Source organism: Bradyrhizobium sp. 170, from assembly GCF_023101085.1.
Lineage (GTDB): Bacteria > Pseudomonadota > Alphaproteobacteria > Rhizobiales > Xanthobacteraceae > Bradyrhizobium.
This window is the reverse complement of record NZ_CP064703.1, coordinates 4,515,407-4,531,642: the sequence shown is the minus strand read 5'-3', so window position 1 is coordinate 4,531,642 and position 16,236 is coordinate 4,515,407. Positions and strand designations below refer to the sequence as shown.

The following is a 16,236-nucleotide window of genomic DNA, read 5'->3' as shown; positions in this document are numbered from 1 at the left end:
GTCAAGTCGCTTTTATGTGAGAGGACCGATGCCGCGGGGAAAAGCCGGACAGAAGACAGCCGAAGCAGCCGCGTCGGGACTGGCGCGCCTCGTCCCGACCCAGCAGCGCAGCCGCGAGCGGTTCGAGAAAATTCTCAGCACCGCGGCCGAGCTGATGGCTGAAAAAGGCAGCGAAGCCTTCCGCATGAGCGACGTCGTCGAGCGCAGCGGCGTGCCGTTCGGCTCGCTCTATCAATACTTTCCGGACAAGACCGCGATCATCGGCACGCTGGCGGAACGCTACAACGCGATCGGGCGCGACTGCGTCCGGCGCGACCTCGCCGTGGTCAAGACGGCTCGGGATCTTCATCCGGCCCTGTGTCGCATTACCGACAGCTATTATCAGATGTTCATCGACGTGCCGGTCATGCGCGACATCTGGCAGGCGACGCAGGCCGACCGTTCCTTACAAAAACTCGACGAGGAGGACGGTATCTATCTCGCCGGGCTGCTCGGCGACGCGCTGCGGCGCATCGCACCCGACGCGCCCGCAACCGCCCTCGCCTCGTTTTCCCAACTGATCATGACGCTGATCGCCGCGACAGTCCGCCACGCGATCACGCAGGACGCGAAGGAAGCTGCCCGCATTCTCACTTTGTTCAAGCGCATGCTGCCGAAGAATCTAGCCGCGCTGGAGATGTAAGGAAGCGGCCGAGACTTACTGCCCGAACACCGCAGCACAGGCCGAGCTCAGGCTCGCCTTCTGCCGGCGCAGGCATGTGGTAATCGCCCGGGCGTTCGGAATCTCGCCGGCGCAGAGGCGGTAGACGTCGGGCGTGCAGGCCCGGCGCTGTTCAGGGGTGCCTTGCTGGGCGCCGGCCGTGCCACTCGCCATCAGTGTGAGCAGAAAGCCGAGCGTCGAAGCCCGGCGGGAACGACGGAGAAGTGCCGCACTTCGCGCAAACCTTGCCTTCATGACCGCGTCTCCCTGGATCGTGCCCGCCTTGAAAAGGCAGGCGTCATCCAGGCCGAATACGCGAACTAAATTTTGCAAAAAGTGATTTTTCTCACACTTCGCCCCGCCTGCGCGGGGTTACTAATCGCGCGGGGAACTCAACACTTCAGTAACCAGCTTTGCCGCGGTCGCCGAATCGTTAAAATTCGAGCGATCCGCTCAATCTGGAAACAAAATAGTTTTGCGACCATCGCCTCTGGAACCCGGAGAGCGCGATGAGCGAAGTTGAATACAATTTGCTGCTGGAAGCCGTGCAGACGGCGATTGCGCCAGCCCCGGAGGATGATTTCGTGGTCCAGACCCAGCGCTCTTATCCGTCGCCGCGTGCCGCCAACGACAACCGGGGCCCTTGGCCGCTGGTTCCGTTTCCTGAGGGCTGGTACGCCGCCTGCTGACCGCGGCCGGCTTGCTGCGGCCTCTCATATAACCGGCCTGAACCATTGATTATATGGATGGAGGCCACGACCAGAATTGAACTGGTGTACACGGTTTTGCAGTTCTAGCGCCATCAACCCATTACGTGACACTAGGGCCGAAAGGCCCCTTTTTCATTGTCTATTTCCGCGGCCGAGTCACGCTTGGTGCCTTTCCGTCCCCACTCAATAATGAGTTGGGTAGCAAATACGGTGGCAAGCTCCGGTCTGCATCGCCCTGTACTTCGCAATCCTATCGACGCGAGGTGTTGCTTTCCGGATAGTTCGGTACTCCCGCGAATGTCGAGGATGACTCACCCAAATGGGTGAGGTCAAACAGACACTGGAATCTTGTCTCTGAGCGGCGACCTATTTGCTCCTTTGACATCACTTAAGCTCCGAGGGCATGGTTCAATTGTATTGATTCCATTATTTTAGCTGATTATTCGCTGGGGGACGTCTTGAAAAAATTCAGCCTGCTAGTTGGCCTCGTTACCGCCTGCTTAGTTTCCGCTGCACAAGCTTCGCCGCTCGATAGCGGGACCTGGTATCAGATTGCTCGCATGGCCAACGGCGACTCTGGTGTGTTTGACGGCAACGGCGAACTGAAATCAGATTATAGTTTCGGTTCCTATTCGTCTCTTTTGCAGGCGAATGATTTCGCGCGCCCTTTCGACACGTATACCGGAATGCAAATTCTTTTCATTACAGGCGACGGGGCGACATGGGGTTCAACGTCCTACTCGACACTTCGCTCGTTGATTGATGCACGGGCTGGGGACTTCGCTCCAAACATCACCTTTACAGCAAGTATCAATGGCGGTGCTGAAACCACCACAATTGGAAACGTCCTTTCCAGAAATGGGCTTGCGGAAGATCCTTGGATTAGTTTGCAAGGAGATCACGGGGCCGGGATCTTCAACCATCTGATCATCTGGGGAGAGGCAGATTACGCCGGTCCTCACACCGAGTTGCTGCAAGCTCACAATGGAATAAACGTGTTTGTTAGTGTTGCTCCCGTTCCCGAGCCCTCCACTTGGGCAATGATGATCATCGGCTTTGCCGGTGTTGGCTACATGACGTATCGCCGTCGCAAGTTCGCAGCCCTCGCTGCCTGATCAGATTCTAGTTTGAGAATACAGAGACCGCCTTCGGGCGGTCTTTTTGTTTCGGCTTGCCTTGCCCTCCACCCGCTGGTTGCGCCTGGCATTCGGCAAATCGGGGCTCAACTGTGATGGCGACCGAAAGGTCTTGATCACGAAGACGACATGCAGGAGGACGCTGTGGCGACGGTGGATGCGGCCCTAAAAACGGCTCTCCGGAACCGGTCCGAAACGAATGGTAGCAATCCGGTAGCAGGCAGGATCGGCGGAACAAAGGCCGAATAAAAATACTTTGTTATTTCAAAGTGATAGAGTGGAGGCCACGACCAGAATTGAACTGGTGTACACGGTTTTGCAGACCGTTGCGTAACCACTCCGCCACGTGGCCCCATCGGCGAACTCATATACGCCCTGCCCCGGATAGGCAACCAAGCAGCGCTGGTCCTGTCACGCGCTGGTTAGCAAACTGGAACAGTCCGGATCGTGCCGCCCGGCCCGGCGCTTCAGTTGACGGACGTATCGCCGAGACGGTTGTTCCGAAGGCCGAGCTTGGCCGTCCTTGCGCGGATGCCGCCGACCGTCCGCTTCATTTCCAGCGCGATGGCTCTCGGCGGCTTGCCGCTGCCAATCAACGATCGCAGCAGGGCATCGTCTTCCGCCGTCCATTCAGCGCCGTTCAGTTGAAAGCGGTCTTCGCGGCTCGCTTCCCTGGTTGGCGGAGCAAACCTCATCCAGCCCAGCGTCTCATGGAAAATGACAACGAAGGCGATCCAGAGAACGATGGCGCGCCCCTCGGACAAGGCGGCGGATTTGATATGTCCCGCGCTGAAACTAGCCGGCACCAAGGTGCCCAGGGCAGGCCAGGTGTCTCCTGCGATCGAATTGACGGCATATACGTACAGCGACACGAACGGGCCGGAGGCGATGGCACCGATGGCCGCAATCAGCCAAAGCGGCAGTTTGCCCCGGACTCTCTGGCTCACCAATTGGGTGACGAGGCCGGTCAGCCACCAGGGCACAATGGCGAGCGAGAGGACGTAGACGGTCGCGCCGGCGGCGCCCATGATGGCCGTATACGGCCCGAGAATGGCCGAAAGCACCGCCAGCACGATCGGAACGCCGCAGAAGAAAACCAGATCGATCAAAGCCTGTTTCGACAGGCGCAAATGCGCAACCAATTCCATCCCGTTGCTCCGCTTGCATCCGACGCATCAGTGATAGTGCGGGAGACGGAACGGAGCAACGTGTGGGCGCAACATCCAACCTGCCATCTGGCGCGTGCCGTCATCAACATCTCGGTGACAGCCTTGCCGCCTGGAGCCTTTTCCGTTCCGATGGAATCGGAACGGGGCTCTAGATTTTTGATTTGACGCGTTTTCTTGACGCGAACCGGTCGCCACTTCGCTGGAAAATGCTCTGGAATACCCAGCTAATTTTCGCCACGATGAACGGCGCGGCCGTTAGCCTGCAACTGAAGAAAGACGCCGGAAATCCGGCCAGGCCCGCTTCAACAAATAGACGGTGCGGACGCGGACGGCGCACCACCCTCGCCGCGCCGTTCGGACATCGTGCACCGCTCAGACCCCCTCCATTGCCTGAAGCCGCGGCCGTCCAACGGCGGGGTCCAGCGAGCGCCGCAATTGCTCCTCCAGTTCATCGAGCAGGAAGAAGCTGACGTCGTCGACGGAGCCGTGTCCTTTGGCGAACGGTTGTTCAAGCAGCCGGATCAGATACAGGACATAGACGAACATGTAGGTGATGAATCCAAACAACAGGGCCGCGGCCGGATCACCCTCGGTCTTCAGGAGGAGCAGCAGGACGATGATCGAAAGTACCAGCGTTTGCACGAGCACATGCACCGATGGGACGAATTCGACGCGCTGGATGGTGTAGATGCGAAGCAGCCCCCTGCGGATCGCATCCTGACTGGTGCGCAGACGTACGACGAAATTCGCAGCCATGCCCATGCTCTCCAGTCGACCAAGGATAGGCGTCAGCTTGCCGAGTTCGTCGAGCACGGGGGAAATATTCTTGTGGTGGTAGGCACGGCCCAGACCTTCGCGCAGCTTTGCGATGACCTCGATCAGGATCAGCCGCGCTTCCCTGAGATTGAAGCGCTCGTTGGTCCGCGCGAAGCATTCCAGATCGCCGTCGATTGCTTCGATCGCGGTGCGCAGCACCGTAGGAATTTGTTCGGCTTCCTTGTAGTCCTTGAGAATGCTCGACAGCAGGAAGCCGATGATGAAGATGGCGCCACCAATCCCGCTTGTCACCAGCCCGTTGAGATCGAGGAACTCGAATTCGAAATAGTGAACGATTGCCTTGGCGCCGCCGAGTAACAGGACGATGATGCCAACCGTGAAGAACAAGCGGAATTTCTTCCGGAGGCTGAGTTCGGCGCCACCGAAAGGAAGATGCGAGGTGATAGAAGACGACAAACCGCCAATATCCTTTCCGAGGGAGCGCAGAGGTATGAAGTGTTGAAGACGAGCCGCGCCCGGCCGCTCGACGCCAGATGCACTGGCGCAGATAATCATTGAGCCTGCAAATGGCTCCCCGTTTCGCGGGGCGGCGTTGGCGACATATCGCCACAATGGCATAGGTGTGGCACGGCGGCTGCCGTGGCCAGCCAATTTTGACCGCGCTGCTGCTCTCTGGACCGCGGCCCATTGCGGCCGCTCACGCGTATTAGGGCAGCGAAAGCGCTCATCAGCTAAGCAAGCAACGCCGCCAAAGATGAACTGCGCTTCGCCTAAATGCCCGGTGCGCCATTAGAACACCCAGCTGATGGCCGCGGTGATGAACGGCGCGGCCATCAGCAGGACCGGCCACAGCCGGAACATCAGGCGGCGAGACTACTACCTGCGGCAATTTTCTTTTTGAGCATCTCGCAGACGCTGCGGACTTCGGATGTCATCAGGGAACAATCCTCGATCTGCAGGAAGTAGCGTTTGCCTTCCTCGCGATAGTTCGCCGCCAACTCCTTGATCTCGCTCACCGTGGCGTGAACGCCCGCAACCATCGCCTCACATTTCTTGGCGGCCTCGGTCAGTTCGGCACCGAGCGCTTCAATCTCTTTCACTGCCGCGTCGTATTCGCGGACCACGGCTTCGGCCGAGAGCTTGCCGACCTGATTGACCCCTTCCTTGTGCTCGACGTAGTCGGGCATCGGGCCTTTCGGTAACGGATGATCGTGGTTCTCGGACACGCCCCGGACGACGGGCACTCGCCGAGTTCTGCTGATTATGTTGCCGATTTCCCCTTCGAGTTCATCAGCGCTGAGTAATGGAGCGCGCGTGAGAATTTCTGTGCTTAAAGTCATCGACTAAGCTCCAAATTGTTACGCGGAGGGTAAGGAATTTATCACCGTCAAGAGCGCTGTCACCATTGTCCACAGCCGTTTCCGGGCAAACTAGGATTACCTATGTCTTGATCCAGACATTGGAACCAGGCGGGTAACGGTGCAACACTGCACACCCAGCGAGACACACGCACCGCGTCGGCAGCCCTCTGGTTGAACGGTCGGAAGTCAGCCCCGCTTGCGCCGCCGATAGTCCTTCTTCTTCGGCTTCGGCGCGAGCGCCGGCATTTCGGCCTGCACTTCCCGATACCGCGCCAGCATTCGATCGAAGCTGGCGTTGAGTGTCTCGGCGATATCCGGCCGCTTTTCGAGCCCCGCCAGCAGCAGGCCGGCGGCCTCGAGGGTGGAAAGACCGTCGCCGCGCGGCTCCTTGCGGAGCTTGCCGTAACGCGACGGTCGCTTGGGACCGAGGATCACCCGCTGGCACTTCAGCATCCACGCGTTGCGCCACCACAGCGCCTTGGCCTGGCTCCAGGTTCCGTCGAGCAGCACGATGCCTTCGATGTCGGAGAGGATCGCGCGCTGGTGCGGCTCGACCTCGCCCTTGCGGTTGATCGCGACGATCTCGGCATCGGTATCGAGATCGGCGACCTTGGCCGAACCGAGATAAAGCACCGCCCAGCACGAGGGATCGTGGACCTTCCGTCCCAGCGCCTTGGAGAGGCTTGGCCAGGACAGGCCGATTTTGACGACCGCATCCTTGAAATGCATCGCCGTCAGCCGCGCGGTGCCGAGCGCCCTGTCCTGCTCCTGCGGGTGCTGCAGGATCAGCAGCGAGGTCCTGCTTTCGATCGGCGTGACGCTGTCGCAGATGCAGAGCGGCAGCGGCTTGCCGCAATGCGGGCAGTCCGGCACCACCTCCACGGCGGCTCCGGACTTGGGGACGCCGGACTTGGGGACGCCGGACTTGGGCACACCGGACTTGGGCACACCGGACTTGGGCACACCGGACTTGGGATTGGCTTGTTCTGACATCCGCCCGCTATACGCTTCGTGGCCATTAATTCAACTATTCGGCGGGCGCGGCGACCGCGGCCGGCCGGGATCGCTGCCGCAGCCGGTCGATCAGGAGGTAGATCACCGGCGTCGTGTACAGCGTCAGGATCTGCGAAACGAACAATCCGCCGATGATGGTGATGCCGAGCGGCCGGCGCAGCTCGGTGCCGGGGCCGGTGGCAATGACCAGGGGAATGCCGGCAAACAAGGCGGCCAGCGTCGTCATCAGGATCGGCCGGAAGCGGGCGCGGCACGCCTCGAAGATCGCGTCCGCCGACGACAGGCCGCGGTTGCGTTCGGCATCGAGCGCGAAATCGACCATCATGATGCCGTTCTTCTTGACGATGCCGATCAACAGGATGATGCCGACGAAGGCGATCACCGTCAGCGGCGTATTCGTCACCTGCAGCGCCAGCAGCGCGCCGAGCCCTGCGGACGGCAATGTCGAGATGATCGTGATCGGATGCGCCAGGCTCTCATAGAGCACGCCGAGCACGATATACATCGCCACCAATGCGCCGAGGATCAGAAGCGGCTGCCGCCCGCTGGTCTTGTTGAAATCACCGGCATTGCCGTCAAAACTGCCGCGGATGCCTTCCGGCATGTGCAGTTCCTCGACGGCGCGCTGGATGTTCGTGGTCGCGACCTCCAGCGGCACGTCGGGCAGCAGATTGAACGAGACCGTCGTCGAGGGGAACGATTGCGAGTGATACACCGCGAGCGGCGACAGGCCGCGCTGGTAGCGCACCACGGCCGAAAGCGGTACCTGGGCGTCGTTGGCGCCGGCTACGAAGATGCGCTCCAGATTTGAGGGATCGCTCTGGAATTTCGGGTCGATTTCCAGCACCACCATGTACTGGTTGCGCTGGGTATAGATGATCGAGATCTGCCGCTGCGCGAACGCGTTGTTCAGGGCATTGTCGATGTCCTGGACGCGAACGCCGAGGCTTGACGCGGTCTTGCGATCGATCACCAGCGACAATTGCAGCCCGCCGGGATCGCGGTCGCTGGAAATGTCGGTGATGCCCTCCACCGTCTCCATACGCTTGGCGACCAGCGGCGCCCATTTCTGCAGCAGGTCGAGGTTGGTGCTCGACAGCGTATATTGATAGTCGGAATCGCTTTGCCGTCCGCCGGTACGGATGTCCTGTGCCGCGAACATGAACAGGCGGATGCCGGCCACCCGGTAGAGATTCCTCCGCAGGCGATCGATCACCTGCGCGGTCGACAGGCCCGCCCGCTCCTCGGGCGGCTTCAGGCTGATGAACATGGTGCCGCGGTTGGAGCCGCCACCGCCCGGACCGGCGGTGCCGCCGAGCGAAGAGCCGACGCCGGCGACCGCCGGATCGGCCATCACGATGTCGGCCAGTTGCTGCTGCAGCCCGAGCATCGCCTGGAACGAGGTGTCGGGGGATGCGCGTGTCGCGCCGATCACGAACCCGCTGTCGTCGGTTGGGAAATAGCCCTTCGGCGTCTTGATATAGAGCACGACCGTCAGCGCGATGGTGGCAAAGAACACGAGCAGGGTCAGGAACGGGAACCCCAGCACCGCCCGCAGCGTCCAGGTGTAGAAAGAAATGATGCGCGACAGCGTGCCCTCGACCAGGCGGTCGAACCAGGTCGCATGGTCCGACGTCGCCTCCTTGATGTAGTGCGCACAGATCATCGGCGTGACCGTGAGCGAGACCACGGTCGACACCACGATGGCAAAGGTCAGCGTCAGCGAGAATTCGCGCAACAGCCGGCCGACGATCCCGTCCATGAAGATCAGCGGCGTAAAGGCTGCAATCAAGGATAGGCTGATCGAGAGCACCGTAAAGCCGATCTGTTTGGCGCCCTCCAGCGCCGCCGGGTACGGCGCCATGCCCTGTTCGAGGTTGCGGTACATGTTCTCGATCATGACGATGGCGTCGTCGACGACGAAGCCGACCGAGATCGCCAGCGCCATCAGCGAGAGATTGTCGATCGAGAACCCGGCAAGCCACATCCCGGCGCAGGTGCCGGCCAGCGCCAGCGGCACCGAGACGCCGGCCGCGATCGTCGGCGTCAGCCGCCGCAGGAAGACGAACACCACCACCATCACCAGGAAGGCGGTCGCCAGCAGCGTGTACTGCATGTCGAGCACGCTGGCGCGGATGGTGCCGGTGCGGTCGACCAGCGTTGAAATCTCCACCCCGCCCGGAAGCCACTGCTTCAGTTCCGGGAGCAGTGCCCTCACCCGGTTGACGGTGTCGATCACGTTGGCGTCGCCCTGCTTGGTGATCTGGATCAGGACCGCGGGTTGCTTGTTGAACCAGGCAATCGAGCGGCTGTTGCGGACGGAATCTTCGACGTCGGCGACATCGGCCAGGCGGACGAAATTGCTCCCCGAGCTCTTGATGATGATGTCGCGGAATTCGGCCGCGGTGCGCATCTGCTTGTTGGTCGAAATCGTCTCGCTCTGGCGGCCGCCGTTGAAGATGCCGACCGGCCCCAGCGGATTGGCGTTGATAATGGCCAGCCGCACGTCGTCGGTCGCGATACCTGCATTCGACAGCGCCACCGGGTTGAGCGCGATCCGCACCGCCGGCTGGTCGGCGCCGGTGACGTTGACCTCGCCGACGCCCGGCACCTGCGAGATGCGCTGCGCGATCACGGTATCGGCGACATCATACATCGCGCTGGTCGTCAGGGTCTTCGACGTCAGCGCCAGCACGAACACCGGGGCAGCCGCCGGATTGGCTTTACGGAATCGCGGCAGCGACGGCAGGTCGCTCGGCAAGTCCGCCAGCGACGCATTGATCGCCGCCTGGACGTCGCGCGCGGCGCGGTCGATGTCGCGGCCGATCGCAAACTGCAGCTGGATGCTGGTGGTACCGAGCGAACTGGTCGAGGTGATCTGCTCAATGCCGGCAATCTGGCCGAGCCGGCGCTCCAAGGGTGCTGCCACGGTGGCCGCCATCACGGAAGGGTCCGCGCCCGGACGCGTCGCCGAGACCCGGATCATCGGAAATTCGACGTTGGGCACCGACGAGACCGGCAGGAAGACATAGGCGACGATGCCGACCAGAAAGAGCCCGATCGCCAGCAGCGTGGTGCCCACCGGCCGGCGAATGAAGGGCTCCGAGATCGATGCCATCTATTGCATCCCCTCGGTCGCGCCGGCAACCGTCGGCCCGGGTGGCCCTGGGTCCGGCACCGCCTTCTCGATTTTGCGATTGAGCCGGTCGAGCGCCAGATAGATCACCGGCGTCGTGTAGAGCGTCAGCACCTGGCTCAGCAGCAGGCCGCCGATGATGGAAATGCCGAGCGGAAACCGTAGCTCGGCGCCGGTGCCGCTTTCGATCGCCAGCGGCAGCGCGCCGAACAACGCCGCCAGCGTCGTCATCATGATCGGGCGGAACCGCAACAGGCAGGCTTGCACGATGGCTTCATTAGGCGACATGCCCTGATGCCGCTCCGCCTCCAGCGCGAAATCGATCATCATGATCGCGTTCTTCTTGACGATGCCCATCAATAGAATGATGCCGATCAGGCCGATCACCGACAGGTCCTGCCCGAACAGCATCAGCGCCAGAATGGCGCCGACGCCTGCGGACGGCAGCGTCGAGAGAATGGTGATCGGGTGGATGTAGCTCTCGTAGAGCACGCCCAGCACGATGTAGATGGTGACGATCGCCGCCAGAATGAGCCAAGGCTGGCCGGCCAGCGATTTGGAGAACTCGGCCGCATCGCCTGCGTAGACGCCGACGATACTGCCGGGCATGCCGATACTGGTCTCAATTTTCTTGACCGCCTCGACGGCGTCGCCGAGCGCCTCGCCGGGCGCGAGGTTGAAGCTGAGCGAGACGGCCGGAAACTGCGCGAGATGCGAAATCGCCAGCGGCGCGGTGGTGCGGGTCAGCGTCGCTACCGCCGACAGCGGCACTTGGGCGCCGGGCGCGCCTGCGGTCGTACTCGCGGCCCCCGGGAGATAGAGCTTCGACAGGATCGACGGATCGCGCTGGTACATCGGCATCGCCTCCAGCACCACGCGATACTGGTTGGCCTGGCCGTAGATGGTCGAAATCTGCCGCTGCGCGAAGGCGTCGTTGAGGGTGTCGTTGACCGCCTGGATGCTGACGCCGAGCTGGCCGGCACGCTGCCGATTGATATCGAGCGCGGCGCGCAGACCGCCTTCCTGCGCTTCCGAGGAGACGTCGCGGAACAGCGGGTCGCGGCGCATTTCGGCGATCAGCTTCTGCGACCACAGCGAGACCTGCGCCGCGTCGGTGCCGGTCAGCGTGTACTGGTACTGCGAGCGGCTCGACTGGGTCGAGATCTGCACGTCCTGCACCGGCTGGAAATAGATGGTCATGCCGGGGATCGACGCGGTGCGTTGCTTGAGCCGGTTGACCACGACGGAAACGTCATCGTGCCGTTCGCCGCGCGGCCGCAGCGTCATCACCAGGCGCCCGACATTGGTAGTCGGGTTGACCGAGCCTGCGCCAATCACGGAGACCACGCCGACCACATCCGGATCGGCCTGGATCGCGGCCGCCGCCGTCATCTGCCGGCTTTGCATCTCCGCAAAGGAAACGTCGGGACCGGCCTCGGTCACCGCCGTGATCGACGCGGTGTCCTGCAGCGGCAAAAAGCCCTTTGGCGCGATCACATACATCACGAGGGTCGCGGCGATGGTGGCGAACGTCACGACAAGGGTCGCGCGCTGGCGCTGCAGCACCCACAGCAGCGTCCGATGGTAGAACGCGACCATGCGGTCGATGAAGCGGCTGACGGCGGCAAGCCCCGGGACCGTCATCTCCTCCCCGACATGCTTCAACAGCCGCGAACACATCATCGGCGTCAGCGTCAGCGATACGATCGCCGAGGTCACGACCGCGATCGTCAGCGTGAGCGCAAATTCGCGGAACATGCGTCCGACCAGTCCGGACATGAACAGAAGCGGGATGAAAACCGCGATCAGCGACACCGTCAGCGAGATCACGGTGAAGCCGATTTCGCTGGCGCCCTTCAACGACGCCTCCATCACGGACTCGCCGTTTTCCATGTGGCGGACGATGTTCTCGATCATCACGATGGCGTCGTCGACCACGAAGCCGGTGCCGATCGTCAGCGCCATCAGCGACAGATTGTCGAGGCTGAAGCCCGAAAAATACATGATGCCGAAGCTCGTGATCAGCGACAGCGGCAACGCCACACCCGCAATCAGCGTCGCGCGCAGCGACCGCAGGAACAGCAGCACCACCAGCGTCACCAGCACCACGGAAAGGATCAGCGTGAACTGGACGTCGCGCACCGAGGCACGAATGGTGACGGTGCGGTCGGAGACGATGGTCAGGTTGACGCCGGCCGGGATCGCGCGCTGCACCTTGGGAATTTCCGCGCGGATCTGCCGGACAACCTCGATCACGTTGGCGCCGGGTTGCCGCTGGATGTCGATGATCACGGCCGGCGTGCCCTGATACCAGCCGCCGGTGCGATCGTTCTCCAGTCCATCGATGATGATGGCGACGTCGCCGATCGTGACCGGCGAACCGTTACGATAGGCGATGATGATCGGCTTGTAGGCTTCCGCCGCCGCGATCTGGTCGTTGGCGGCGATGGTGTAGGCCTGCTGCGCGCCGTCGAGCGATCCCTTCGGCCCCGACACGTTGGCGCCCGCGATGGCGTTGCGCAAATCCTCCATCGAGATGCCGTAGGCGGCGAGCCGCGCCAGATCGGCCTGCACCCGCACCGCGGGCTTGAGCCCGCCGAGGATTGCAACGCGCCCGACGCCGGAAATCTGGCTGAGCCGCTGGCCCAAAATCGTATCGGCGATATCGCTCATCGCGCGCAGCGAAATCGTGTCCGACGTCAGCGCCAGCGTCAGGACCGGGGCATCGGCCGGGTTCACCTTGGCATAGGTCGGCGGATAAGGCAGGTTTCTTGGCAGGATCCCGGCGGCAGCGTTGATCGCGGCCTGCACGTCCTGGGTGGCGCCATCGATGTCGCGGTTGAGGTCGAACTGCAGCGAGATCTGGCTGACGCCGAACGAGGAGGTCGACTGCATCGACGACAGCGACGGAATCTGTCCGAGCTGGCGCTCCAGCGGCGCCGTGATCAGGGATGCGATCACGTCAGGGCTCGCGCCCGGCAGTTGCGTCGTCACCTGCACGGTCGGAAAATCGACCTGCGGCAGCGCCGATACCGGCAGCGCCCAATAGCCGAGCGCACCGCCGATCATCAGCGCGATCCCCAACAACGAGGTCGCGATCGGCCGGCGGATGAACGGTTCGGAGACGCTCATGGTTGCGTCCTCACTTGCGAATTCATTTCAGGCGTGCGGCGTGTCGATCATGGCCGCGACTTCGCAGCGCCGCCCGATGGCTCGGCTGGTGCCGGGCCGGTTTGTCCCTTCTGATCGCCCTCGCCGCGCTCGCGCTTGCCGCGGTGTTCGCCATCCTTGCCCTGACCGCCCTTGGCATCTACCTTGCCATCTCCCTTGCCATCTCCCTTGGCATCAGGGCTGCGGCTGCGCTTGCGCGGCGCGAGGTCGGCGGTCGGCGCCCGATCGTCGGTGCCGATCAGGACCCTGGCGCCGTCGGATAGATTGGCAAAGCCTGTCGTCACGACGCGGTCGGAGGTGGAAAGGCCGCTGGCGATGACGGCGTCGTTTTCGTTCTGCTGCGTCACCACGACCGGCTTGGCGGTCGCGACATTGTCGGGGCCGATCACATAGCTGAACGTCCCGACGGGGCCGCGCTGCACCGCCGACGCCGGCACCACGATCGCCTTCTCCAGCGTTTCGACCTTCAACCGCACATTGACGAACTGTCCGGGCCAGAGCTGGAACTTGGCGTTCGGAAATTCGGCCTTCAGCTTCAGCGTGCCCGTGGTCGGATCGACCTGGTTGTCGATGCCCTTGAGCGTACCCGTATCGACGACGGTGACGCCGTCATTGCCGAACACGTCCACCGCCAGCACGCCCTTGCCGGCGGCGGCGTTGACCCGCACGATCTGCTGCTGAGGCAGGCTGAACTGCACCGCGATCGGCTGCAACTGGGTGATGATGACGAGGCCGGTTACATCAGCCGCACGGATGATGTTGCCCTGGTCGACCTGGCGCAGGCCGACGCGCCCTGTCAGCGGCGCGATGACCTTCGTGTAGCCGAGCATCGCGCGCGCATTGTCGATCGCGGCCTGGTCGGCCTGCACCAGCGCTTCCTGCTGGGCGACCACGGCGCGCTGCGTATCGGCCTGCTGCTTGGAGCCGGCATTCGACGCGGCGAGTTGCTGATAGCGCGCCAGATCGAGCTTCTGGTTGGCGAGCAGCGCCTCATCCTGCGCCTTCTTCGCCACCGCCTGATCGTACTGCGCCTGGTAGATCACGGGGTCGATCTCGGCCAGCACGTCACCCTGCTTGACGTCCTGGCCCTCGACAAAATTCACCTTGATCAGCTTGCCGTCGACCTGAGCGCGCACGATAACGTTGTTCAACGCGCGAACCGAGCCCACGGCATCGAGGTACACAGGCACATCCTGCGTGCGCGGTGTCGCCGCCAGCACCGGCACCGGGAGGTCGGGGCGCGCGCCGGGGCCGCCACGGCCGGCCGGCTTCTGCTGAAAGGCGTACCAGCCGAGATAGCCGAGCCCGCCGAGGATCAATAGCGTAATCGTCAGCGACACCATCCGCCGGCCAATGCCGCGCGCGACGCGCTTGCCCGCCGTCCTCGGTTTGTCATCTTCCGGCTTAAAGAGCATCGACCGGCCTTTCCATCCTGGGCTCCCAGCCGCCCCCCAGCGCCTGATAGAGGCTGACGACCGCGAGCAGCCGGGCCAGTTGGGCCTGCCACAGCAAATCTTCAGCCTGGAATAACGTCTGCTGTGTATTTAGCACAGTTACGATATCGGCGGTTCCGGCCCGCAACTGCTGTTCGGACAATTCGAAGGCCCGCCGCGATGCCGCCACCACCTCGCGCTGCAGCCGCAGCCGCTCGGTGGTCTGGCGGATCGACATCAACGCATTGTCGACATCGGCAAACGCCTGCACCACGGTTTTGCGGTAGGTCTGCAGCAGTTCGTCCTGCCGCGCCTTGGTGAACTCGAAATTGCCGAGGATCCGGCCGCCGTCGAAGATCGGCTGGGTCAGGCTGCCGACCATGCTGAAGAACGCGGCGTGCGGCTGAAACAGCGACGTCAGCGCCGAGCTCTGATAGCCGCCCTGCCCGGTCAGTTGAATGCTCGGGAAAAACTGCGCGCGGGCGTTGCCGACATTGGCGGTCGCGGAGGCAAGCTGGGCTTCCTGGCGGCGGATATCGGGACGCTGCGTCAGCAGTTCCGATGGCAGGCCGGGTGTGACGCGCGGCGAAGCGATCTGGTTGAGCGAACCGCCGGTCACGCGCACGGCTTCCGGCGGCCGTGACACCAGGGTCGCCAGCGCATTGATGTTCTGGTCGAGCGTTTGCCGCAGCGGCGGCACCAGCGCGCGCTGGTTGGCGACCACGCTCTCCTGTTGCGCGACGTCGAGGTCGGTGCCGGTGCCGGCTTTGAAGCGCTCCTTGATGGCGTTGAGGATGCGCTCGGCGCTGGCGATGTTTCGCTGCGCGGTCCTGATCCGGCCCTGCGCCGTCAGCACCTGGAAATAGGCGTTCGCGACCGTCGTCAGCGTTGTCAGCGCGACGACGTCGCGATCGAAGCGGTTGGCGACCGCGGTCTCTTCCGCGGCCTGCGCGGCGTCGCGGTTCTTGCCCCAGAAGTCCAGCTCGTAACTGGCGCTCAGCGAGGCCGAATAGTTGACCACCTCACGGCCGCCAATGCTCAGGCCGCTGGCGCTCGATCCGGAGGTCCGGGAATAGCTCTCCGAGCCGCTGCCGCTGAGAGTAGGCAGCAGCGCCGCGCCGGCGATCCGCGCCTGTGCATCGGCCTGCCTGAACCGCGCGGTGGCCGCCGCAATGTCCAGATTGACGGTCTGTGCTTCCTCCATCAGCCCCGTCAGCTCGCGCGAACGAAAACCGCGCCACCAGTCGAGCGTCGGCGGCGCATCCGCAGCCTTCGAAGGCCGCGCCGCCTTGTAGCCTTCGGGTATGTCGAGCGCGGGGTCTGGAAGATCCTTGGTCAGGATGCAGCCCGCCGAGCTGGCGACGAGGCCAAGCACCGCAAGCGATCGCGCCAGCCGCTTGCCGCCCGGAATGAGCGCAGGCCAACCTTCGATCGCAGCAGCTGCAATTCGCTGGGTCACACCCGTTCTCCACCGGGCAAATCCCGACCCGGCGCACGACGAGCGCTTCTCCTGATGGCGTGCGATACGTTCACGGGGTGATGCTTCCGTTGGATCCGAAGCACCATACTACCCTTGCGGCTGGGGCGCGGACAGCCCCGCGCGGCCCTTCACCGATCGTTGGTTTGGAC

The 16,236-nt window shown here is 63.0% G+C and carries 12 protein-coding genes and 1 tRNA gene; 3 read left to right on the top strand and 10 right to left on the bottom strand.

The window, feature by feature from the left end:
• The first annotated feature begins 28 nt into the window (after nt 1–28).
• Nucleotides 29–682: a TetR/AcrR family transcriptional regulator gene (locus tag IVB05_RS21085; protein WP_247786507.1), complete on the top strand. Its 654-nt coding sequence runs from the start codon at nt 29–31 to the stop codon at nt 680–682.
• A gap of 15 nt (nt 683–697) precedes the next feature.
• On the opposite strand, the gene IVB05_RS21080 is transcribed toward IVB05_RS21085, so the two are convergent.
• Nucleotides 698–955 (bottom strand): hypothetical protein, encoded by a 258-nt coding sequence (locus IVB05_RS21080; protein WP_247786506.1) that lies wholly within the window; start codon nt 953–955, stop codon nt 698–700.
• Nucleotides 956–1,209: 254 nt separating this feature from the next.
• Between IVB05_RS21080 and IVB05_RS21075 the strand changes: the two genes are divergently transcribed.
• Both IVB05_RS21075 and IVB05_RS21070 read left to right on the top strand, forming a co-directional pair.
• Nucleotides 1,210–1,389, top strand: coding sequence for a hypothetical protein (locus IVB05_RS21075; protein WP_247786505.1), 180 nt, complete (start codon nt 1,210–1,212; stop codon nt 1,387–1,389).
• A 479-nt stretch (nt 1,390–1,868) separates the two neighbouring features.
• On the top strand, nt 1,869–2,525 hold the full coding sequence (locus IVB05_RS21070; protein WP_247786504.1) for a PEPxxWA-CTERM sorting domain-containing protein: 657 nt from the start codon (nt 1,869–1,871) through the stop codon (nt 2,523–2,525).
• Nucleotides 2,526–2,824: 299 nt separating this feature from the next.
• Here IVB05_RS21070 and IVB05_RS21065 read toward each other — a convergent pair.
• From IVB05_RS21065 to IVB05_RS21025, 9 genes are all read right to left on the bottom strand, one after another.
• A tRNA-Cys gene (locus IVB05_RS21065) sits at nt 2,825–2,898 on the bottom strand.
• Between the two features lie 115 nt (nt 2,899–3,013).
• Nucleotides 3,014–3,694 carry a hypothetical protein gene (locus IVB05_RS21060; protein ID WP_247786503.1) on the bottom strand — a complete coding sequence of 227 codons (681 nt, stop codon included), beginning with the start codon at nt 3,692–3,694 and terminating at the stop codon, nt 3,014–3,016.
• A gap of 393 nt (nt 3,695–4,087) precedes the next feature.
• Nucleotides 4,088–4,948: a hypothetical protein gene (locus IVB05_RS21055; protein WP_247786502.1), complete on the bottom strand. Its 861-nt coding sequence runs from the start codon at nt 4,946–4,948 to the stop codon at nt 4,088–4,090.
• Between the two features lie 404 nt (nt 4,949–5,352).
• Nucleotides 5,353–5,832, bottom strand: coding sequence for a hypothetical protein (locus tag IVB05_RS21050; protein WP_247786501.1), 480 nt, complete (start codon nt 5,830–5,832; stop codon nt 5,353–5,355).
• A 207-nt stretch (nt 5,833–6,039) separates the two neighbouring features.
• Nucleotides 6,040–6,846: a DTW domain-containing protein gene (locus IVB05_RS21045; protein ID WP_247786500.1), complete on the bottom strand. Its 807-nt coding sequence runs from the start codon at nt 6,844–6,846 to the stop codon at nt 6,040–6,042.
• Between the two features lie 34 nt (nt 6,847–6,880).
• A complete protein-coding gene (locus tag IVB05_RS21040) occupies nt 6,881–9,985 on the bottom strand; it encodes an efflux RND transporter permease subunit (protein WP_247786499.1) in 3,105 nt (1,034 codons plus the stop codon).
• Nucleotides 9,986–13,135, bottom strand: a complete 3,150-nt coding sequence (locus IVB05_RS21035) for an efflux RND transporter permease subunit (protein WP_247786498.1) — start codon at nt 13,133–13,135, stop codon at nt 9,986–9,988.
• Nucleotides 13,136–13,182: 47 nt separating this feature from the next.
• A complete protein-coding gene (locus IVB05_RS21030) occupies nt 13,183–14,589 on the bottom strand; it encodes an efflux RND transporter periplasmic adaptor subunit (RefSeq protein WP_247786497.1) in 1,407 nt (468 codons plus the stop codon).
• Nucleotides 14,579–16,039: an efflux transporter outer membrane subunit gene (locus IVB05_RS21025; protein ID WP_247786817.1), complete on the bottom strand. Its 1,461-nt coding sequence runs from the start codon at nt 16,037–16,039 to the stop codon at nt 14,579–14,581. Before IVB05_RS21025 ends, IVB05_RS21030 begins: the two co-directional genes overlap by 11 nt.
• Nucleotides 16,040–16,236 lie beyond the last annotated feature (197 nt).